At 65.3% G+C, this 18615-nt stretch carries 19 protein-coding genes, 1 pseudogene and 1 riboswitch; of the genes and pseudogenes, 14 read left to right on the forward strand and 6 right to left on the reverse strand.

Annotation, left to right across the window (positions count from 1 at the left end):
* Positions 1 to 10: 10 nt before the first annotated feature.
* Positions 11 to 1468 (reverse strand): TIGR00366 family protein, encoded by a 1458-nt coding sequence (locus LDO14_RS02815; protein WP_223993667.1) that lies wholly within the window; start codon positions 1466 to 1468, stop codon positions 11 to 13.
* Between the two features lie 46 nt (positions 1469 to 1514).
* Entirely contained in the window at positions 1515 to 2231 is a 717-nt protein-coding gene (locus LDO14_RS02820; protein WP_018771680.1) for a CoA transferase subunit A, read from the reverse strand.
* 165 nt (positions 2232 to 2396) lie between these two features.
* On the opposite strand from LDO14_RS02820, the gene LDO14_RS02825 reads away from it, so the two are divergent.
* Positions 2397 to 3191 carry an IclR family transcriptional regulator gene (locus LDO14_RS02825; RefSeq protein WP_223993673.1) on the forward strand — a complete coding sequence of 265 codons (795 nt, stop codon included), beginning with the start codon at positions 2397 to 2399 and terminating at the stop codon, positions 3189 to 3191.
* A 114-nt stretch (positions 3192 to 3305) separates the two neighbouring features.
* Here the strand turns inward: LDO14_RS02825 and nadE are convergent, their stop codons facing one another.
* Positions 3306 to 4160 carry an ammonia-dependent NAD(+) synthetase gene (nadE, locus tag LDO14_RS02830; RefSeq protein WP_018772237.1) on the reverse strand — a complete coding sequence of 285 codons (855 nt, stop codon included), beginning with the start codon at positions 4158 to 4160 and terminating at the stop codon, positions 3306 to 3308.
* A gap of 123 nt (positions 4161 to 4283) precedes the next feature.
* On the opposite strand from nadE, the pseudogene LDO14_RS02835 reads away from it, so the two are divergent.
* From LDO14_RS02835 to LDO14_RS02855, 5 genes and pseudogenes are all read left to right on the forward strand, one after another.
* Positions 4284 to 5447: pseudogene (locus tag LDO14_RS02835) on the forward strand (FAD-dependent oxidoreductase); the annotation flags it as partial.
* 96 nt (positions 5448 to 5543) lie between these two features.
* On the forward strand, positions 5544 to 6128 hold the full coding sequence (gene pyrE, locus LDO14_RS02840; RefSeq protein WP_196804802.1) for an orotate phosphoribosyltransferase: 585 nt from the start codon (positions 5544 to 5546) through the stop codon (positions 6126 to 6128).
* Between the two features lie 110 nt (positions 6129 to 6238).
* A complete protein-coding gene (locus tag LDO14_RS02845; protein WP_056392235.1) occupies positions 6239 to 7012 on the forward strand; it encodes a GAF and ANTAR domain-containing protein in 774 nt (257 codons plus the stop codon).
* Between the two features lie 82 nt (positions 7013 to 7094).
* The gene (locus LDO14_RS02850; RefSeq protein ID WP_026266219.1) at positions 7095 to 7715 is read left to right on the forward strand and encodes a hypothetical protein; all 621 of its coding nucleotides are present in this window, start codon (positions 7095 to 7097) and stop codon (positions 7713 to 7715) included.
* Positions 7716 to 7784: 69 nt separating this feature from the next.
* Positions 7785 to 8825, forward strand: coding sequence for an alpha/beta hydrolase (locus LDO14_RS02855; protein WP_223993675.1), 1041 nt, complete (start codon positions 7785 to 7787; stop codon positions 8823 to 8825).
* A 2-nt stretch (positions 8826 to 8827) separates the two neighbouring features.
* On the opposite strand, the gene LDO14_RS02860 is transcribed toward LDO14_RS02855, so the two are convergent.
* Positions 8828 to 9658, reverse strand: coding sequence for an HAD-IIA family hydrolase (locus LDO14_RS02860; RefSeq protein WP_026266218.1), 831 nt, complete (start codon positions 9656 to 9658; stop codon positions 8828 to 8830).
* Positions 9659 to 9710: 52 nt separating this feature from the next.
* On the opposite strand from LDO14_RS02860, the gene LDO14_RS02865 reads away from it, so the two are divergent.
* The 4 genes from LDO14_RS02865 (at position 9711) to LDO14_RS02880 (ending at position 12286) form a co-directional block, all read left to right on the forward strand.
* Positions 9711 to 10385, forward strand: a complete 675-nt coding sequence (locus tag LDO14_RS02865; RefSeq protein WP_018772230.1) for a TrmH family RNA methyltransferase — start codon at positions 9711 to 9713, stop codon at positions 10383 to 10385.
* 122 nt (positions 10386 to 10507) lie between these two features.
* Complete coding sequence (fbaA, locus tag LDO14_RS02870) at positions 10508 to 11527, forward strand: class II fructose-bisphosphate aldolase (protein ID WP_018772229.1); 1020 nt, start codon at positions 10508 to 10510, stop codon at positions 11525 to 11527.
* Positions 11528 to 11950 (forward strand): DUF3151 domain-containing protein, encoded by a 423-nt coding sequence (locus LDO14_RS02875; protein WP_018772228.1) that lies wholly within the window; start codon positions 11528 to 11530, stop codon positions 11948 to 11950. It abuts the gene before it with no gap.
* A gap of 195 nt (positions 11951 to 12145) precedes the next feature.
* Positions 12146 to 12286, forward strand: a complete 141-nt coding sequence (locus LDO14_RS02880) for a hypothetical protein (protein WP_018771833.1) — start codon at positions 12146 to 12148, stop codon at positions 12284 to 12286.
* A gap of 12 nt (positions 12287 to 12298) precedes the next feature.
* Here the strand turns inward: LDO14_RS02880 and LDO14_RS02885 are convergent, their stop codons facing one another.
* Together LDO14_RS02885 and LDO14_RS02890 are read right to left on the reverse strand one after the other, a co-directional pair.
* Positions 12299 to 12928, reverse strand: coding sequence for a uracil-DNA glycosylase (locus LDO14_RS02885; RefSeq protein WP_142069093.1), 630 nt, complete (start codon positions 12926 to 12928; stop codon positions 12299 to 12301).
* 201 nt (positions 12929 to 13129) lie between these two features.
* Positions 13130 to 14338, reverse strand: a complete 1209-nt coding sequence (locus tag LDO14_RS02890; RefSeq protein ID WP_223993677.1) for a cobalamin-independent methionine synthase II family protein — start codon at positions 14336 to 14338, stop codon at positions 13130 to 13132.
* 13 nt (positions 14339 to 14351) lie between these two features.
* Positions 14352 to 14455: riboswitch (SAM riboswitch) on the reverse strand.
* A gap of 256 nt (positions 14456 to 14711) precedes the next feature.
* Here LDO14_RS02890 and LDO14_RS02895 point away from each other — a divergent pair.
* The 4 genes from LDO14_RS02895 (at position 14712) to LDO14_RS02910 (ending at position 18494) form a co-directional block, all read left to right on the forward strand.
* Positions 14712 to 15407: a SipW-dependent-type signal peptide-containing protein gene (locus LDO14_RS02895; protein ID WP_134165179.1), complete on the forward strand. Its 696-nt coding sequence runs from the start codon at positions 14712 to 14714 to the stop codon at positions 15405 to 15407.
* A gap of 18 nt (positions 15408 to 15425) precedes the next feature.
* Entirely contained in the window at positions 15426 to 16040 is a 615-nt protein-coding gene (locus LDO14_RS02900; RefSeq protein WP_223993679.1) for a S26 family signal peptidase, read from the forward strand.
* Between the two features lie 232 nt (positions 16041 to 16272).
* The gene (locus tag LDO14_RS02905) at positions 16273 to 16770 is read left to right on the forward strand and encodes a hypothetical protein (RefSeq protein ID WP_223993681.1); all 498 of its coding nucleotides are present in this window, start codon (positions 16273 to 16275) and stop codon (positions 16768 to 16770) included.
* On the forward strand, positions 16767 to 18494 hold the full coding sequence (locus LDO14_RS02910; protein ID WP_134165177.1) for a choice-of-anchor G family protein: 1728 nt from the start codon (positions 16767 to 16769) through the stop codon (positions 18492 to 18494). The genes LDO14_RS02905 and LDO14_RS02910 overlap by 4 nt, the downstream gene beginning before the upstream one ends.
* Positions 18495 to 18615: the final 121 nt, after the last annotated feature.

Genomic DNA, 18615 nt, shown 5'->3' on the forward strand with positions numbered 1-18615 from the left:
TGGCTGTAATTCAGTTGGGTATTACCGGCGGCACGAACTCGAACGTCATTCCCAGCAGCCAGGCGAGCAGCAGGACCACCGGCAGGTGGAACAGGAACTGCTGGAACGTGAAGCCCACCAGGTCCCGGGCGCGCAGGCCCAAGACGGCCAGCAGCGGCAGCATGAAGAACGGGTTGATGAGGTTGGGCAGGGCCTCGGCCATGTTGTAGATCTGCACGGTCCAGCCGAGGTTCATGTTCACGTCGGTGGCGGACTGCATGACGTACGGTGCCTCCACCAGCCACTTTCCGCCGCCGGACGGAACGAACATGCCAAGGAGTGCCGTGTAGATGGCGATGATGACCGCGAACGCCCCGTTGCCGCCGATGCTGGTGAAGAAATGGGCCAGATGCTCCGACACCGAGAGGCCGCCCGCGCCGGTGGCCTTGGTCAGGATGGCCGCCATCGCGGCATAGAGCGGGAACTGGACCAAAATGCCTGCGGTTGCGGGCACGGCCTTGGTCACGGACTGGAGGAATTTGCGCGGGGTTCCGTGCAGCACAAGCCCCAGCATCAGGAAGACCAGCTGGTAGCCGTTCAGTGAACTGACCACGCTGAGGATGGGCAGGGTCAGGAGTTGGGACACCAGCCACCCCAGCGTCAGAACCCCGGCCAGGACGGGGAGGACCCTGCTGTATTCGAGCCACTCGCCGGGGCGCGACTTTTCGGCCGGCGGTTCGGGCTGGTCATCAAGGTCGACGCCGAGGTCGGCCGCGGTTTTGACGGCGCCGCCCGTGGGGGCGGAGAAGTGGGCAATGACGGTGGTCAGCAGCATCAGGATGACCAGGGTCAGCAGGGACTGCCAGGTGAAGATGGTGGTGCCGAAGTCCAGGACGCCGGTGATCTTCAGCAGCGCCGGGGGAATGGAGGCCTTTGTGGCCTGGAGCTGGGCCGCGGAGGAAGACATGCCCAACGCCCAGACGGCGCCCAGCCCCATGAAGGCCGCTGCCCCGAGCGCCCGGTAGTCGACGTGCAGATCCGCCCGGCGGGCCACGGCACGCGCCAGGAGGCCGCCGAAGATCAGGCTCAAACCCCAGTTCACGAACGACACCGACATGGACATCACGGCAACGAAGCTGACGGCGGCGCGCGCGGAGTTTGGCACCTGCGCCAGCCGGTCAATCAACCGGGCCACGGGCGGCGAGGTGGCCACCACGTAGCCGGTCAGCACCACCATGGCCATCTGCAAAGTGAAGGCGGTGAGGTCCCAGAAGCCGTTTCCGAAGGAGTCCACCACTGCCTTGGGAGAGGCGCCGATGGCGAGTGCCGCGATGGCCACCAGCAGCACGCCTGCCAGGGCGAAGATGTAAGCGTCCGGGAACCACTTCTGCGTCCATCCGGCCAGCTTTTCAGCCATCAGGGCCAAGCCCTTCTGGCGGACGTCCGGCTGGTCGAGCTGGCTGGTGGCCATGGCGGTGTTTCTCTCCATTGAGTGATGTTCTTCCGTTGTTGGGGTGGCCGGCGTCGGAGGCCGGTCAGGCGGAGACGAGGCCGGCGCGCTGCCGGACGGTCCGCTGCTCGATGTCCTTGACCCGGTCCGACGCCTGCACCAGCCGCTGGACGAAGACGCCGGGGGTCGCAACGTGGTTCGGGTCCAGCCGGCCGGGCTCCACGATCACTTCCGCCTCGGCGATGGTCAGTGTGCCGGCTGTGGCCACTACGGGGTTGAAGTTCCGGGCCGTGTAGCGGTAGATGAGGTTGCCGTCCGTGTCAGCGGTGTGGGCATGGACAAGCGCGACATCGGCCCGGATGGCCCGCTCCTGGACGTACGTTTCGCCGTCGAACACCTCGTGCGGTTTGCCTTCGGCAACCAGGGTGCCCACGCCGGTTTTGGTGTAGAAGGCAGGGATGCCGGCGCCGCCGGCGCGAAGCCGCTCGGCCAGGGTGCCCTGCGGAGTGAATTCCACCTCCAGCCTGCCGGCAAGGTACTGCTCGGCAAACAGCTTGTTCTCGCCGACGTAGGACGCGATGACCTTGCGGACCTGGCCCGCCTCGATCAGGATGCCCAGCCCCTTGCCGTCCACGCCCATGTTGTTGGACACCACGGTGAGGTCCCGGACGCCGGAATCACGCACAGCTTCGATCAGGTCGGCCGGAATGCCGCTCAGGCCAAATCCTCCTACGGCGAGGGTGATGCCGTCCTGCAGGGCCCCTTCCAGGGCGCTGGCGGCGGAAGCTTGGAGTTTCTTCATGTCGTCTCCTCGTTGAGCACGGTGGTGTCCACTAAGTGGATGCCGGGGATCTGAGTCTGGAGACTACGGGGGCAGGATTGCGCCTGTCAAGGATCATGTAGTGGCCTATTTACAGTGTGGACAGTACGATGGCGTGTATCCATATTGTGGACATTAGGAGGGTTCATGGCCATGCAGGTGCAGGGCGCGCAGGTGGTAACGCGGATCGCCGGCCTGCTGCGGCTGGTGGGCAGGAGCTCGGAGGGAATGCCCCTGGTGGACCTCGTGCGGGGATCCGGCCTTACCCGTCCCACGGTCCACAGGCTCCTGACGTCCCTGGCCGCGGAAGGCCTGCTGGACCATGATCCCGTGACGGGGAACTGGGTGCTGGGCCCCGAGATCCTCCTGATGGGCTCGGTGGCTTCGGCGCGGTTTCCCCTGGAGGACATCGCCCGGCCCAGCCTCCGCCGGCTGGCGCAGGCCACGGGCGAGAGCGCCTTCTTCTCCATCCGCCGCGGCGCCGGGACGGTCTGCCTGCTGCGTGAGGAAGGCAGCTTCCCGGTCCGCTCCTTCGTCCTGCACGAGGGTGTCCGGTTCCCCCTTGGCGTCGCGTCGGCCGGGACGGCCATCATGGCCTTCCTGCCGGAAAGCGAGCAGGAGGAAATGCTGGGGCGCTGGAGCGAACACGCGGGCGAGTTCGCCGGGAACCATACTCCCGAACTGGTGCGGAAGAACCTGGCCCGCACCCGGCTGGCCGGCTATTCGGTGAACCCCGGCCTGGTCCTGGAGGGAAGCTGGGGGATGGGTGCGGCGGTGTTTGACCGCTCCGGGAAACCGGCTTGGGCATTGTCGTTGACGGGCATCGAACCACGCTTCAAGCCGGAACGGCAGGAGGAACTCGGCGGCCTCCTGATGGCGGAGGCGCACCGGATTACGCAGCAGCTTGGCGTGGGCGGCGACGCCGGGCGGCGGCCCCGCTGAGCCTCCCCGGCTCTGGCCGCGAACGACGACGGCGGGCGGCACCTTCCGGTGCCGCCCGCCGTCGTTCTCCCCGAAGACGTGCTCCCCAAAGGTGGGGAAGTCCGGCGAGGCTGCCTAGAGGCCCACGCGGGGCTCCTCGGGGCCCTGGTCCTTCCACCACGTGTCAAAGATGGTGACCGGCACGGTGCGCTTGTGGCGGGTCCGGAGGTACTTCTGTTCGATGGAATCGGCAACGGCGTCCGGAACCTCGCGGCCTTCGAGGTAGTCGTCGATCTGGTCGTAGCTGAGGCCCAGTTCGTCCTCATCGGTTCGGCCTGGCCGGTCATCGAGCAGGTCGGCGGTGGGTACCTTCTCCCAGACGCGCGCCGGCGCTCCAAGTTCAGCCAGCAGGGCGCGGTTCTGCCGCTTGTTGAGGCCGAACAGGGGCAGGATGTCCGCGCCGCCGTCGCCGTACTTGGTGAAGAAGCCGGTGACGGACTCGGCGCCGTGGTCGGTGCCAACCACCAGGTAGTTGTGCTCGCCCGCCAGCGCATACTGGGCGATCATCCGGGTGCGGGCCTTGGTGTTGCCCTTGTGGAAATCGGAGATCTCCGAGCCCACGGTCTTTTCGAACTCGTCTTCAAAACCGTCCACGGCGGCGGAGATGTTGAACGTCCATTCCGTCTTGGCCTTGATGAAGTCCAGGGCTGCCTGGGCATCTTCCTCGTCGTGCTGCACTCCGTAGGGAAGGCGGACGGCCACGAAATTGGCTTCCACGCCTTCGGCCTCAAGCTCATCCACCGCCAGTTGCGCAAGCTTGCCCGCCAGGGATGAATCCAGGCCACCGGAAATGCCCAGGACAAAGCCCTTGGTGTGGGTTGCCTTCAGGTATTCCTTGAGGAACGTGACGCGTTTGCGTACCTCCCCCGCGGGATCGATCCGGGGCTGAACGCCCATTTCTTCAATGATTTTGGCCTGGAGTTCGCGCATGTTGTCCAGCCTAGCCAGCACTGTCAACAACCCTCAACTGTTCCGGGCGGCCCCTGCGCGGCGTAGCGTAACTGCATGGAGCGGACAGGGTGTGCCGTGGTGGGCGGAGGCCCCGCGGGAATGATGCTGGGACTGCTGCTGGCCCGGGCCGGAGTGCAGGTGACCGTCCTGGAGAAGCACCGCGACTTCCTGCGCGACTTCCGCGGCGACACGGTGCATGCCTCCACCATCCGCCTGATCGACGAACTTGGCCTGGGCGCGGGATTCCGCAGCCTGCCCCAAAGCAGGCTGAACAACGTGGCTGTTCCGGTCCCCGGCGCCGGCCTGGTCACCCTGGCGGCCTTCGACTCTTTGAAGCCCCCGTACAACTACGTGGCCATGATGCCGCAGTGGGACTTCCTGGATTTCCTCGCCTCGGCGGCCGCTGCGGAACCGACGTTCAGCCTGCTTATGGAGAGCGAGGCCACCGGCCTGGAGTTCGACGGCGGCCGCGTCACCGGAGTGCGCTACAGGGCCACGGGCGGGGCCGGGCCGGGGGCGGAACACGTGCTGCATGCAGATGTGGTGGTGGCCGCGGACGGGCGCCATTCAGTGCTGCGGGAGGCGGCGGGAATGCGCACCAGGGAGTACCCGGTGCCGTTCGACACCTGGTGGTTCAGGCTCCCGCGCCACGCTTCCGAGCAGGGCGAAGTGGCGGGTGTGGTGCCGTCGCTGGGTGACGGGGACGCCATGATTGCCCTGAACCGCACCGACTACTACCAGCTGGGGTACCTCGCCCCCAAGGGCTCGGATGCCGGGATCAGGGCCGGCGGCGTGGAACGGTTCCGGCAGCGCGTGGCGGCACTTCGTCCGGATCTCGCCGACCGCGTCGACTCCATTCGCAGCCTGGACGACCTTCACTGGCTGGACGTTAAGCTGAACCGCCTGCAGCGCTGGTACACCGACGGATTCCTGTGCATCGGGGATGCAGCCCACGCGATGTCACCGGCCGGCGGCGTAGGCATCAACCTGGCCATCCAGGATGCAGTGGCGGCCGCCGAACGGTTGGCCCCGGACCTGCGGCGGGGCCACGTGCCGGCCAGGACCCTCGCGGCAATCCAGCGCCGCCGGCGCATGCCTACAGTGGTGGTCCAAACCGTGCAGCGCATCCTGCACAGGGTGGTTTTTGTTCCGCTCTTCGCCGGGAGATTGTCCGGGGCGACCCTGGCCGGGGATGGTGCCCGGACTACGCTCTCCATCACGCGGTTGGTCTTCTTCATCCTGCGCCACAACCCCGTGGTCAGGCGTGTCCTGCCGCGCGTCATCGCCTTCGGGCCCCGCCCCGAGCACGCGCCAGGCTTTGCCCGCCCACTCACCGTCCGCCCACCCACTAAACTTGAGCCCATGACTTCGCCCTCTGACACTGCGGTAGACACCGCAGCTGCCCGCGCCCGCCTGCTCGAACTCATCAAGGAACTCGCCGTGGTCCGCGGCAAGGTGATCCTCTCGAGTGGGGCCGAGGCTGACTACTACATCGACCTCCGCCGCATCACCCTGCACCACGAGGCCTCCAAGCTGGTGGGCCAGGTCATGCTCGCCCTGGCGGACGACGCCGGGATCGACTTTGAGTGCGCCGGCGGCCTCACCATGGGTGCTGACCCGGTGGGCACTGCAGTGATGCACGCTGCCGCTGATGCCGGCCGTGCCGTGGATGCTTTCGTGGTCCGCAAGGCCCAGAAGTCCTACGGCATGGGCCGCCAGGTGGAGGGCCCCTCCGTTGAAGGCCGCAAGGTGCTGGTCCTGGAGGACACCTCCACCACGGGCGGTTCCGCGCTGACGGCAGTGGAAGGCGTCCGGAAGGCCGGCGGCAACGTGGTTGCGGTGGCAGTGATCGTGGACCGTGACACCGGTGCCAAGGAAAAAATCGAAGCCGAGACCGGCGTTCCATACCTGTTTGCGTTCAGCAAGGACGAGCTGGGGCTGTCCTAGGTCCTGCTGCGGACCCGGGAAATCGCCTGGGAACAAGTATGCTGGCCGTTGGCCGGGCTGTTGGCGCTGCTTTATGATGTCCTTTAACACTTTTCAGTTGCTTGGAGATCATGCATTTGCTCCCCCCAGAACAGCCTTTGAGCGCAACCGACCAGGTCCAGAACCTCATCCTGGAAAGCGCTGATTTTGAGGACTTCCTCAACGAACTGGCCCGTTTCTCCGCCCACCAGATGGCAGGCGACGGTGACGACGCCCTGTGTGGCATCACCCTGCTCCGTGACCGCAAGGCGGCCACCATCGGGTGGAGCAGCGATTCGGCGCGGGAAGTGGACGAAATCCAGTACTCCTTGTCTCAGGGCCCCTGCCTGACTGCTGCGGAGGAGGAACGCGAAGTCCACGTTCCCGATCTGCTGGAGGAGAACCGGTGGGGTCCCGATTACGCAACGGCCGTTGCCGCCCATGGCCTGCGTTCGGTGCTTTCCCTCCCGTTCACCCTGCAGGGCGAGGCCAAGGCGGCCCTGAACCTCTATTCCGATGTTCCCCGGAAGTTCGAAGGACGGGCCACGGCAAGGGCCCGGGACTTCACCCGTGAAATTTCGCAGGCCCTGCGCCTTGCCGTCCGGTTCTCCCTGCATGCGGACAGCGCGTCGAACCTCCGGGCCACGCTGGAGTCCCGCACCATCATCGACATCGCCGTGGGCATTGTCATGGCCCAGAACCGCTGCAGCCAGGCGGCTGCCGTCGAAATCCTCACCGAGGCATCCAGCAACAGCAACACCAAGCTGCGGGACATCGCCAAGTCCCTGGTGGACTCAGTGGGCGGAGCCGGTGCCCGGACGCACTATGAGGAGCCGGGAAAGGTAATCCGCGCGGCCCGTTCCTAAGGGTTGGGTTGTGCAGGGGCTCCCGCGGAGGTTAGGCTTGCGGAGGTTGAGCCGTCGGCCATAGACCTCTTTTGGAGTACCTATGGACCGAGCATTAGACGCAGTTGTTAATTTTGATGTCCCTGCAGACATCGTCCGGATTGAAGTCCGGGGGAGCCTTGACAGCGGTTCCCGCCCCCACCTGGTCCACATCATCCGCCGTGTCCGGCGAATGGGCATCCGCTGCCATATTTGCGTTGACCTCTCAATGGCGGACCTGGTGGAGTCAACCGCGCTGGCCGGCCTGCGCAGCGACCTGAATGCGCTGGATGCCAACGCGCTGCCGGGAGCCTGTGGTGCAGGCGTTTCCCTGCAGCTGGTACCCGCTGCCCACAATGCTTCCTTGAACCGGCCATCCGGCGAGCAGCCACTTCCCCTGGACGGCGACGTCCGTGAGCTGTTCCCCGGAGGCCGCTTCGCCGGGGAGTATCCACACCTTCCTGTCATGTGGATCGAGGAGTTGTACGGGCCGCCCCTTACGGAATACTCCAACGAGGAGCTCCTTGCGGCCAGTGACGCGCTCTTCGCGCTGCTCGACAATCCAAACACCCAGGACAGTGCCGACCTGCTGGGCCGCTACAACGACATCGGCCTGGAGATCCATCGCCGCCGGCAGGAACCCACGTCCCCAATCCCCGCCGCGGAGGGCCAGGCCGCCTGCTGACCCCAGCGTCACCGAACGGTTACCCCCGCCCGTTGCGGCGGTACGTTTGGGTGGGTTTACGGTAGGAGTGTGCCGTATGAGGGGGAGGTAAGTCCGCAGGGCGGGCGCGGGGTTTCCCACGCCCGGCTGCTGGCGGAGGCGGCTGCGCTGAAACGCTTTTCGCGGCGCACGTTCCTGGCGGGTGCAGGGGCGTCCGGGCTGCTGGCTGCCGACATGCTGGTGACCCGCGAGGTCCAGTCGCAGCGCCGGACCACCAGGATCCTCAGCGTTGCGGACGACTTCGCGGACGCCTATTACCCGGATGCCAGCTGGTTCCTGTTCCCGGGGTACAAGACCAGCTGGGAAGAGGCACAGTGGATCCTCAACACCCTGCGCGGGGCGCTGAACAAGCGCGCCCGGCTCGCCGCCGTCGGATATTCCAACCTGGGGCTGAACATCACGGAGGTGGTCAACGCGATCACCGACTACATTGCCGAAGAGAAGATCACCAAGCTCTTCTTCTACGGGCACAGCTTCGGCGGGATGCTGGCCACCCAGGTGGCTGCCCGACTCCTTGCCCTGCAGGGAGTCCAGGTGCAGTTCATCCTCCTGGACTCCAGTCCCTACAGTGCGCACGACGTGCTGGACCAAAGCTGGTTCGACGGCGTGGTGTTCCTTTACGAGCGCGGCGTCAGGTTCCCGTCCACGCTGCGCGGTGGGTATGAGCTGGGTGAACGGATCATCCACAAGGACGAACGGAGCTGGCGGCAGGTCCTGGACCAGACCCTGGAGCAGCTGTCCCCGATCGCACCGTCCAGCGTCCTGATCCAGACCGAGTCCGCGTATATCTACCACTTCGAGGGAAGCCAGTTCGCCGGAAGGCTGGGCACGGCCAAGATGGCCTATATCGGGAACCCCAAGGACAGGACGGTCGACTACGAAACCGCGGCGGAAACCTGGGCCGTGGTCTTCAAGGACAACATGGTCTCAAGCAACCTGCAGACCACCGGCGCGGCACCCGCCCACGCCAGCCCCGGCTGGAATCCGCAGGTCTACCGGCCCCTGGTGACGGAACTGCTGGACGGGTTCTTCCCGCTGCCCCGGGGCGGCTCCCGGGTGAGCATCTTCTAGTCCTAGATCTGGTTCTTCAGGTCCGCCACGGAGTTCAGCACCTGGTTGGGGCGGAACGGATACGCGGCAATGTCATCCTTGTGCGTGATGCCGCTGAGGACCAGGACGGTGTGCAGGCCCGCTTCCATGCCGGCGATGATGTCCGTATCCATCCGGTCACCGATCATGGCGGTGGTCTCGGAGTGTGCATCGATCTGGTTCATCGCGGAGCGGAACATCATGGGATTCGGCTTGCCCACAATGTACGGCTCGCGGCCGGTGGCCTTGGTGATCAGGGCCGCGATGGCACCGGTGGCGGGCATGGGGCCGTCCTTGGAGGGGCCGGTGGCATCCGGGTTGGTGGCGATGAACCGGGCACCTGCAAGGATCAGCCGGATGGCCATGGTGATGGCTTCGAAAGAGTACGTGCGCGTCTCGCCAAGCACCACAAAGTCCGGGTTCTGGTCGGTGAGGATGAAGCCGGCCTCATGCAGCGCCGTCGTGAGCCCCGCCTCACCGATCGTGTAGGCGCGGTTGCCGGACTCTGAGCCCCGCACCTGGTCCTTGAGGAACTGCGCCGTGGCCAGCGCCGAAGTCCAGATGTTTTCCTCCGGAATTTCCAGGCCGGAGGAACGCAGGCGGGCGGCAAGGTCGCGCGGGGTGAAGATGGAGTTGTTGGTCAGCACCAGGAAGCGCTTGGACGTATCCACCCACCGCTGGATCAGTTCCGCGGCGCCGGGGATCGGCTGGTTCTCGTGGACCAGGACGCCGTCCATGTCCGTCAGCCAGCACTCGATCTCCTGGCCGCTGCGGTAAACCGCGGGGTTTGCTGCTACCTGGTCTTCTTCTGCCACGTTTACCTCCACCGGTGATGAATGCTCCAGTGCTCCAGTCTAGTGTTGAGGGGTGAACCAAACGCCCGGCCTGCCAGACGAACCCCGCCACGAGCCCGGGGAGGCCGAGCCCGCAAAGGCGGAGGTCGGCGTCGGGCCCTGGGAAGGCGAACTGCCCGAAGGCGACCACTGGGACCCTGACCTCCTTGCCGACGGGGACCGCCGCAACGTCCTGGACAAGTACCGCTACTGGAAGCACGAAGCGATCGTGGCGGAGCTCGATTCCCGGCGGCACAACTTCCACGTGGCCATCGAGAACTGGCAGCACGACCTGAACATCGGCACGGTGGTGCGCACCGCCAACGCCTTCCTCGCCAAAGAGGTGCACATCATCGGCCGGCGGCGATGGAACCGCCGCGGCGCCATGGTCACCGACCGCTACCAGCACGTCCGCCACCACCCCACGGTCGAGGACTTCGTCCAGTGGGCGCAGGGGGAGGGGCTGGCGATCATCGGCATCGATATCTTCCCGGACTCGGTTCCCCTGGAGACTTACGAGCTGCCGCGCGACTGCGTGCTGGTCTTCGGACAGGAGGGCCCGGGCCTGACCCCCGAAGTCCACCAGGCCGCCGCCGCCACCCTGTCCATCGAGCAGTTCGGCTCCACCCGGTCCATCAACGCCGCCTCGGCAGCCGCCATCGCCATGCACGCCTGGATCCGGCGGCACGTGTTCAACCAGCACGTCTGAGTGTTACTGAGCGGTGACCCGAAACACCCTCGTGGTCCGGGAATGGCTAGGATGGTGCCTAGCCGTAAGCGGTCTACTTGAGGGTCTTCCACCCACAGACGAAACTCAGCAGAGGAGCCAGCATGCCCATTGCAACCCCAGAGATCTACTCCGAAATGATCGACCGCGCGAAGGCGGGCGGCTTCGCATACCCGGCCGTGAACGTCACGTCCTCGCAGACGCTCAACGCAGCGCTCCGCGGCTTCGCCGAGGCGGAGTCCGACGGCATCGTCCAGGTTTCCACCGGCGGTGCGGCCTACTGGTCCGGCGCATCCACCAAGGACATGGTTGCCGGTTCCCTGGGCTTCGCAGCCTTCGCCCGCGAAGTAGCCAAGAACTACGGCGTCAACGTCGCCCTGCACACGGACCACTGCCCCAAGGACAAGCTGGACGGTTTCGTCCTGCCCCTGCTGGCTGCTTCCGAGGCTGAGGTCAAGGCCGGCCGGAACCCGCTGTTCAACTCCCACATGTGGGACGGCTCCGCCGAGACCCTCCAGGAAAACCTGCGCATCGCCCGCGAACTGCTCGGCCGCACTGCTGCCGCCAAGATGATCCTCGAAGTGGAGATCGGCACCGTTGGCGGCGAGGAGGACGGCGTGGAAAACGCCATCAACGACAAGCTGTACACCACCGTTGAGGACGCCCTGGCCACCATCGATGCCCTGGGCTCCGGTGAAAACGGCCGCTACATCACGGCCCTGACCTTCGGCAACGTCCACGGCGTCTACAAGCCCGGCGGCGTCAAGCTCCGCCCGGAGATCCTCAAGGACATCCAGGCCCAGGTGGGCGCGAAGATCGGCAAGGACAACCCGTTCGACCTCGTGTTCCACGGCGGCTCCGGCTCCTCCGACCAGGAAATCGCCGACGCCGTCTCCTACGGCGTGATCAAGATGAACATCGACACCGACACCCAGTACGCCTACACGCGTCCGGTTGCTGACCACATGTTCAAGAACTACGACGGCGTCCTGAAGGTGGACGGCGAAGTGGGCAACAAGAAGACCTACGACCCCCGCGTCTGGGGCGCCTCCGCCGAAGCCGGCCTGGCGGCCCGCGTGGTGGAAGCCACCAAGCAGCTCGGTTCGGCCGGAAAGACCTTCTAGATGTCGGACGAGTTCCGCCGGAACCTGATGGGGCCGGAGCCCACTCTCCTGCCTGCCGAAACCGAGGTGAACGCGCAGCTTGAGGCCGGCCAGGAGGCCCTGGACCTGGTGGCGAAGCACCCAACGTCCTCGCTCCTGTGGGCCGTCCTGGCTGAGGAGGCGTGGACGGAAGGCCGCACCATCGACTCCTACGCCTATGCCCGGGTGGGTTACCACCGCGGACTGGATGCGCTGCGCCGCAACGGCTGGCGCGGCGTGGGGCCCATCCCCTGGGAGCATGAGCCAAACCGCGGGTTCCTGCGGGCCCTCTACTCCCTGGGCCGGGCCTCGTCGGCCATCGGCGAGGCTGAAGAGCCGGAGCGGATCGAGAAGTTCCTGAACGATTCCGACCCCACGGCAAAGGCAGCCATCGAGGGCGAATAACTCCCTGGGCCCACGCCCGCACTGTTTCCTGGTGCAGATTGCCAGGGAGGGGTTCGGGCTGGGAACGACGGCGGGCGGTCACCTTTCAATGAGAAGGTGACCGCCCGCCGTCGTATCCGGCCTGGAATGCGCCGTCCCTCATTTCGGTTAAAAGAATCGAAGGGCCAGGGGAGGAAAGGAGGAGCTGCGCGAAGCGTGGGAAAGCAGGAGAAATCGCGTCTCAGGTTCTGTGACTACTACTCGTGGATGTCGTACGCCGACTTCACCACCTGGGTTGAAGCCGAAGACGAATCGGCACCGGGAATTTCGTTTACCGAGTCCGATGCCACAGGCTGAGCGGCGCAGGTCTTAAGGTTTGGCAATACCCGTGCGGGCCATGGCGTCTGCATAGGCAGTGCGCATGTCCTCCAGGTACTCCTCCTGGCGGGCCGGGGAACCGGCGAAGGCGCGGCCGCTCAGCGAGCGGACCTTGTAGGTCTTCAGGCCGCGGCGCCAGAGGAGGGGCACCTCGGTCTTCAACAGCAGGTTGGCCAGGCGGTTGGCTTCGGTGCCATGCGCCACGATCACCGAGGCGCGGGGGACCAGGGCCAGGAACTTCAGCAGGGGCTTCAGGCCTGACTGGATCTGGTCCGGAGTGAACTTGCCGTTGGCTTCGCCCGGGACGTGCCAAGGGTGGACGTTCCACGGCATGACGAACTCCGGGCGCAGGCCAAGCTTCCACTGGATCCCCAGCATGCGGGTAACAGCGTCCTGGTCGCCGGGGGTGATGAACCCGGACGGATCCACCTCGCCGATGTTGGAGAACAGGCTGATGATGCGGCATTCCTCCACGTCGTGCATGGGGTCCACGTAGGGCACCACGGTTCCGGGCTTGGCCTCCTGCAGGGAATCACACAGTTCGTTGACGGCGGCAACGCTGGGTTCGTAGCGGCGGCTCATGAGCTGTTCGTGGAATGTTTCGGGTGCCAGGGCTGTCATGAAGTGCTGGATCTCCTGCGGGGATTGGCGTTGCTGCCGCCACGGACATGGGCGCACGGCGGCACGGCACATCAGTGGCGGTTGATTGGGGTGGACCAACTCCTGGTCGGCCTACTCCAGTTTAGCAAGCCCAGGCAAGCGAAACGCCGGCCGCCCCTTCCGGTGATGGAAGGCACAGCCGGCGCGTCGGTGCGGGAGCGGCTAGAAGAGGCGCTTCGAGGCGCGGCGGGCACCCTCACCCAGTGCCTCCAGCTTGGCGAAGGCGATCTGCGGGTGCACCCTGCCGCCCAGGCCACAGTCGGTGGAGGCAATGACGTTCCCGCGGCCCACGAGGTCCGCAAAGCGGACGATCCGGTCCGCCACCAGGTCCGGGTGCTCCACCACATTGGTGGCATGCGAAACAACGCCCGGGATGATCACCTTGCCCTCGGGGAGCTTTGTGTCCTCCCACACCCGCCATTCGTGTTCGTGGCGGACGTTTGCCGCTTCAAAGGAATAGGCGCCGGCGTTGACCTGAAGCACAGAGCCGATGATGTCGGCGAACGGGATGTCCGTGGTGTGTGGGCCGTGCCAGGATCCCCAGCACACGTGCAGCCGGATCTGTTCCTGCGGCAGGCCGCGCAGCGCCCAGTTGGTCGCTTCGACGCGCAGCTGGATGAACTTCAGGTAATCGTCCAGGGACGGCTCGGGATTGATCTGGTCCCAGCTTTCGGCCAGGGACGGATCATCGAGCTGCACCGTAAGGCCGGCCTCGATGATGGCCTTGTATTCCTCCCGCATGGCATCAGCGCAGGCGTAGACGAGTTCCTCGTCGCTCTTGTAGTACTCGTTGGCTACCCGCGCGCATGAGCCAGGGGAGAGGGAGGCCACGAAGCCATCCGTGAGGCCTGCGGCGGCGAGCCCGGTCCTCAGGTTCCGGATGTCCGAGGCCACCAGGTCCTGGCCCGTGTACGTCAGCGGTCCGGCGATCTTGGGCTGGGCAACGCTCCTGCGGTGGGTGAGGATGCCGGATGCGGGATCGCTGTAGGCCTCGTTGAAGGCCTGCCGGTCGCGCCGGTCCGGGAACGAGGTCAGGACAACGTTGCCGGGGGACGAGCGGCGGACGCCGGACTCGGCCCAGCGGTCCACGGTGGTTGGCTCAAGGCCCCCGAGCCGGGCGAAGGAGTAATTCCACCACGCCCCGTAATCCACCGAGCTGGACATGGTGTGCCCGTACTCGCCGTCGTTGGGGATGTCGATGCCAAGGTCCTTCTGGCGCTGCACCACGTCCACTACGGAGGCTTCGAGGAGTTCCAGGAATTCCGGCGTGATGCCGTCGGCTTCCTTGGCGGCGTTGGCCGCAATGAGTTCAGGGGTGCGGGGCAATGAACCGGCGTGGGTCACGCGGATATGGTCGGTGTTCTGGGACATGCTGGAATCTTCCTTTCCATCGGTCCTGGCAGTAGCACCTTCGGCCGGCAGGAGTCTGCCGGGACGTGGTTGCTGCGGCGTCATTGAGCCAGGTCTCTCGGCCGCTCCGGATGGTTCACTCCCACCTAAAGCGACAGCGTGGCGGCGGGGCAACTCGGTTTCATAATGTGGCGCGGCAGCGTCCGTCGGAGCGCGTCCGCACGATTCCGCCGGAGAAAGCGACAGTTGATAACATTTAATACACCGACTTGACTTTAATTAGTAAGTAATGATGATGTAGAAACATCGGTCTTTTGGGGGAAATATCGATAATCCCCCATACCAGTGTCCCGGTTCCTACCGTTCGGGGTTTAATTCTAATTTGGGGGAAATCATGGTTGAATCAACCAGCGCTAAGCCGCGCTCGCAAAAGGCTAATAAAGTCCGCGCTATTCTTGCCGGCGGCCTTGTCTTGGGGATCGGCGCAGCCTTCACTCTCGCTGCGTGGACGGACAACGAGTGGGTCTTCGGCCAGAGCGGGAACGGCGGCGGCCCGGGTACCAAGGTCTACCACATGCAGCAGAACACGTGGTCCGGTACTTCAAGCGAGGCGGTTTGGGCTGACGAGCCGACTGCTCCCGGTGGAGCCCTGACATTCAGCGTCAATGCTGACGATCTCGTGCCGGGGTCGACGGTCTACGCCCCGATGCAGTTGCGGGCTTCCGACAAGTCCCAATCATTGGTGGCCACGCTGACGGGGGCTGCCCGGCTCGACGGAACTGATTCAGCCACCAACTCTGCAGCGCTGTACGGTGCTCTTCGGTACCAGCTGAAGAAGGAGGTGGACAAGGACCTTTGCAACGCCACCAACTTCTCCTCCAATGGAACTGATCTTGTTCCTGTTGGCTCGACCCTGAACACCCGTTCGGACACTCCGATCAACCTTCCGGCCGGAGCTACGGACGCAGCTGCGGGCACACCTGTGAGTCTTTGCTTCGCAATGACGCTCCCTTCGAATGCAAGCGTTGATCTTCAGGGATTGCGGACCACCCCCTTGTGGACCTTCAGCAGCACCGTAGGCCAGTCGTAGCCGCCACCCGTGCTTCGGATGTCCGCCAGGCGTGAGTCCGGGTTCCGGGCGGCGGCCGTGCCGTCCGGAACCCGGCTCCCGCCGGGGGTGGGAAGCGTGGCCCGGGGGTTCAGGGAGGTATTGCTTTCCGTCGTTGCCCTGCTGGGACTGGCATGCATCCTCTCCCTGGTCCTCGGCCTTTTCTTCAAAGCGTCCTTCGTCGTTTTCCGTACGGGATCGATGGAGCCGCTCTATCCAGTCGGTGCGCTGTCCCTGACCGTGCAGGTCACCGCCAAGGATCTCGTCCCGGGCGACGTCGTGTCGGTCCGCCGGGATGCGGCGACCGCCCTGGTGACCCACCGCGTGGTGGCAGTTGACCCGCCCAGTGTGGAGGGGGCCACAGCGTCGCTAAGGCTTCGCGGCGACGCTAACACTTCGGATGACCCGTTGCCCTACGAGGTGGCCACGGCGCAGAAGGTGCTGATCACCGTTCCCGGCTTAGGAGCTTGGGTCATGGCTTCACGGGGGCCGGAGTTCCTGGGTGCAGCAACGCTCGCTGTGACCGTGCTGGTGACATGGGCCTACTGGCCGAGACACGGTGCAAGTGGCCAGGCGGAGGTCGACGACGAACCCCCGGCGAAACCACAACAGTAAGGTCGTAAATGACATGGCGGGAGCCAGCTTCAGGCGCGTCGCAAGAGCCGCGGGGGTTATCGCAGTTTTGCTGGCCACCGCTGCGCCCGGCGCAGCGGTGGCTGACGAACCATTGGTTCCGGTTCCGGAGACAGGAGCGGCAGGCTTTCTGTCCCTTTCTTCGTCGATGTATCCATTGGCCCTTCCTGCGCTTCAAGCAGGGGAGTCCTTCAGTTGGCAGATTGGCATTTCGGTGGACCAACCCAGCGGTGAGTCGACGCTGCAGGTGACTGCGGACGGTGGGCTTGCCGGCACAGGGACCTACCTGGTTTCCGTGGACGAATGCGACGTCGCCTGGCAGGGAAGCAGCGGCCTGGGCGGGGATTTGCGCTGTCCCATCGGTTCCACGCCGCGCATAGCGCCGGTGACGCTGGCCGAACACCGTCAGGACGTGCTGGTTCCCTTGCGGGATCTGCGCGGCGGCCCCTCACCTTACCTCCGCTTCATCCTTTACCGGCCCGCGGGTTCGCAGGATCCACCGGACACGTCGCTGACCTTGGGCATTGGGGTCACCGCTGCAGGCATTGACGACGCCGTGACCCCGCCGGGGCAGCGGCCGCCAGCACCGCTGGCGAACACAGGGACGGCGGTGCTCCAGGGACTGCTCGCGGGCTGCGGCCTCCTGCTGCTGGGCGCGGCGGCCGTAGCTGCCGGCCGCCGAACCAGGGCCCGGACCGGGAGAACATCATGACATCTCCGCGCAGGAACCTCCTCCACCGCGCGGCCAGGAACCCGCGCACCTCCCTGGCGATAGCAGCGGCGGCTGCGGTATGCCTGGCGGCAACCACTACGGTCACCACGGCGGCGTGGGTGGACAACGAATGGGCCGCCGGCAGCGTAGGCGTCGGCTCTCCGGGGGACTGCGCCACCAACACGCTCTTCAGCGGCGAGGCATCGGCCACCCAGCTCACGGGGAGCGTGCTGGGCACAGACCTGAATTCCGTAGCCGGAGTTGAGGGTCTCACAGTCACCAACGTCGACGGTGCGGTGTCACCGCTGCCTCTCACGGCTACTCCGGTGACAGGCGTTCCGGACGCCTTCATCAGCAAGCTGCCTGTCACGGCCCTTGGCGCTAATCCGGTGACGGCGGGCCTGGGGCTGGGGCTCCCGGTTGGTGGCCTGGGCACCTATACGCAGTGGGCGCAGGCGCAGGACAGCGGACAAACCCGCGCTGCCGCCGGGCTCGTCACTGACCAGTCCGGGGCTGTGGACGTGGGCGGGACGGCCACCGGAGCCAACACTGCGCCGCAGGCTGCCACGATCTCGCTGGGCAACGTCGTGCCCGGGTCGCTTGCCGGCGTCACCCTCGACGTCGGGGCCGTGGCGTCCTCCGCATCGGTCCAAGCGTGCGACCTGATCAACGGCTGGCCTACGCTGGCTGCAACTCCCGCCGTTGCGCGGGAGTACGGTATCGCCAGCCTCAACCTAAGGACCAGCGTCCCTGCGATTGGGGCTCTCAGCAGGAGCGGAGAATCCCAGCTCGACGATGTGCCGAACCAGTTGACGGCTTTGGTTGCCCCCGGTGCCTTGACCACCGCAATCTCCAGCGGCCTGAACTCCCTGCTTGATCCTGTTCTGGGACTGCTGGACAGTTCGGCCTCCACAACGGCCACTTTGTCAGCTCCCAGCCTTGGCGCAGTGCGCGCCCTCATGGAAGAGACGCTGGTCGACAATGAGAATACGGTCGCTGTCGACCTCGCGGCCGGTACCGTCCGGATAGACATTGCAGCGCTCACCGATGGGACGCTGGGACTTAACCGTCAAGTGGCAAACCACACGGTCCTGGACAGCACCGTGACGGGGAAGGCCACTGCCAAAGTCACCCAGCTCCTGAACCAGTGGGAGATTCGAGTTGCGGATGCCTTGACTGCGGCCATACGTGAGGCCACAATCGAGTCCCGCTCTGTTGTGACTGTGGTGGGCACCCTGGGCGTGCCGGTGGCCGAGATTGTCGTTGCTACCGGCCCGTTGAAGCTGAATGACTTCCTGGCCGGTACGGCCCCTCCACCCCTCGTCACCTCCAAGCTGCTGGGGCTCGGAATCGGCGGAACCCTTCTGAACATCATCCTCAGCACTCTGACCAACGGTGCCAATGGCGTGATTCAGGACGCCCTTCGAGCGACGATCTTCACAGCAGGCCTGGTGCCGCAGGTGGGGGCGGGCATCGATGCGCTGGTCGTTGATGCGGGAACAGCCGTCGGCAACCTGCTGTCGTCGATCAGCTCCCTCGTCTCCGTCCACGTAAACGTCCAACCTGACAAACCCTGGGCCGGGGTAAAACCCGCTGACGTATCAGCCAAAGCAGGGGAATACAAAGTGTCGGCTGTAAGGATTGGCGTGATTAATGATCCGGAACCACTGAGTCTTTCGCTTGGCACTTCTTCCGCTGGGCCGGTAAATTACCGGCCTTCGTGATTTTGCTGTCCGCGCGGGAACTTTTTCGGCATTTCAATCGTTACTGGCATTGTTTTGAAGTGCTTCCGATATTAAATACGACTGTCAAATTAATTGACAGAATTTCGCATTATTGCTTGGA

The sequence above is a fragment of the Arthrobacter sp. NicSoilB11 genome, assembly GCF_019977375.1.
Classification (GTDB): domain Bacteria; phylum Actinomycetota; class Actinomycetes; order Actinomycetales; family Micrococcaceae; genus Arthrobacter.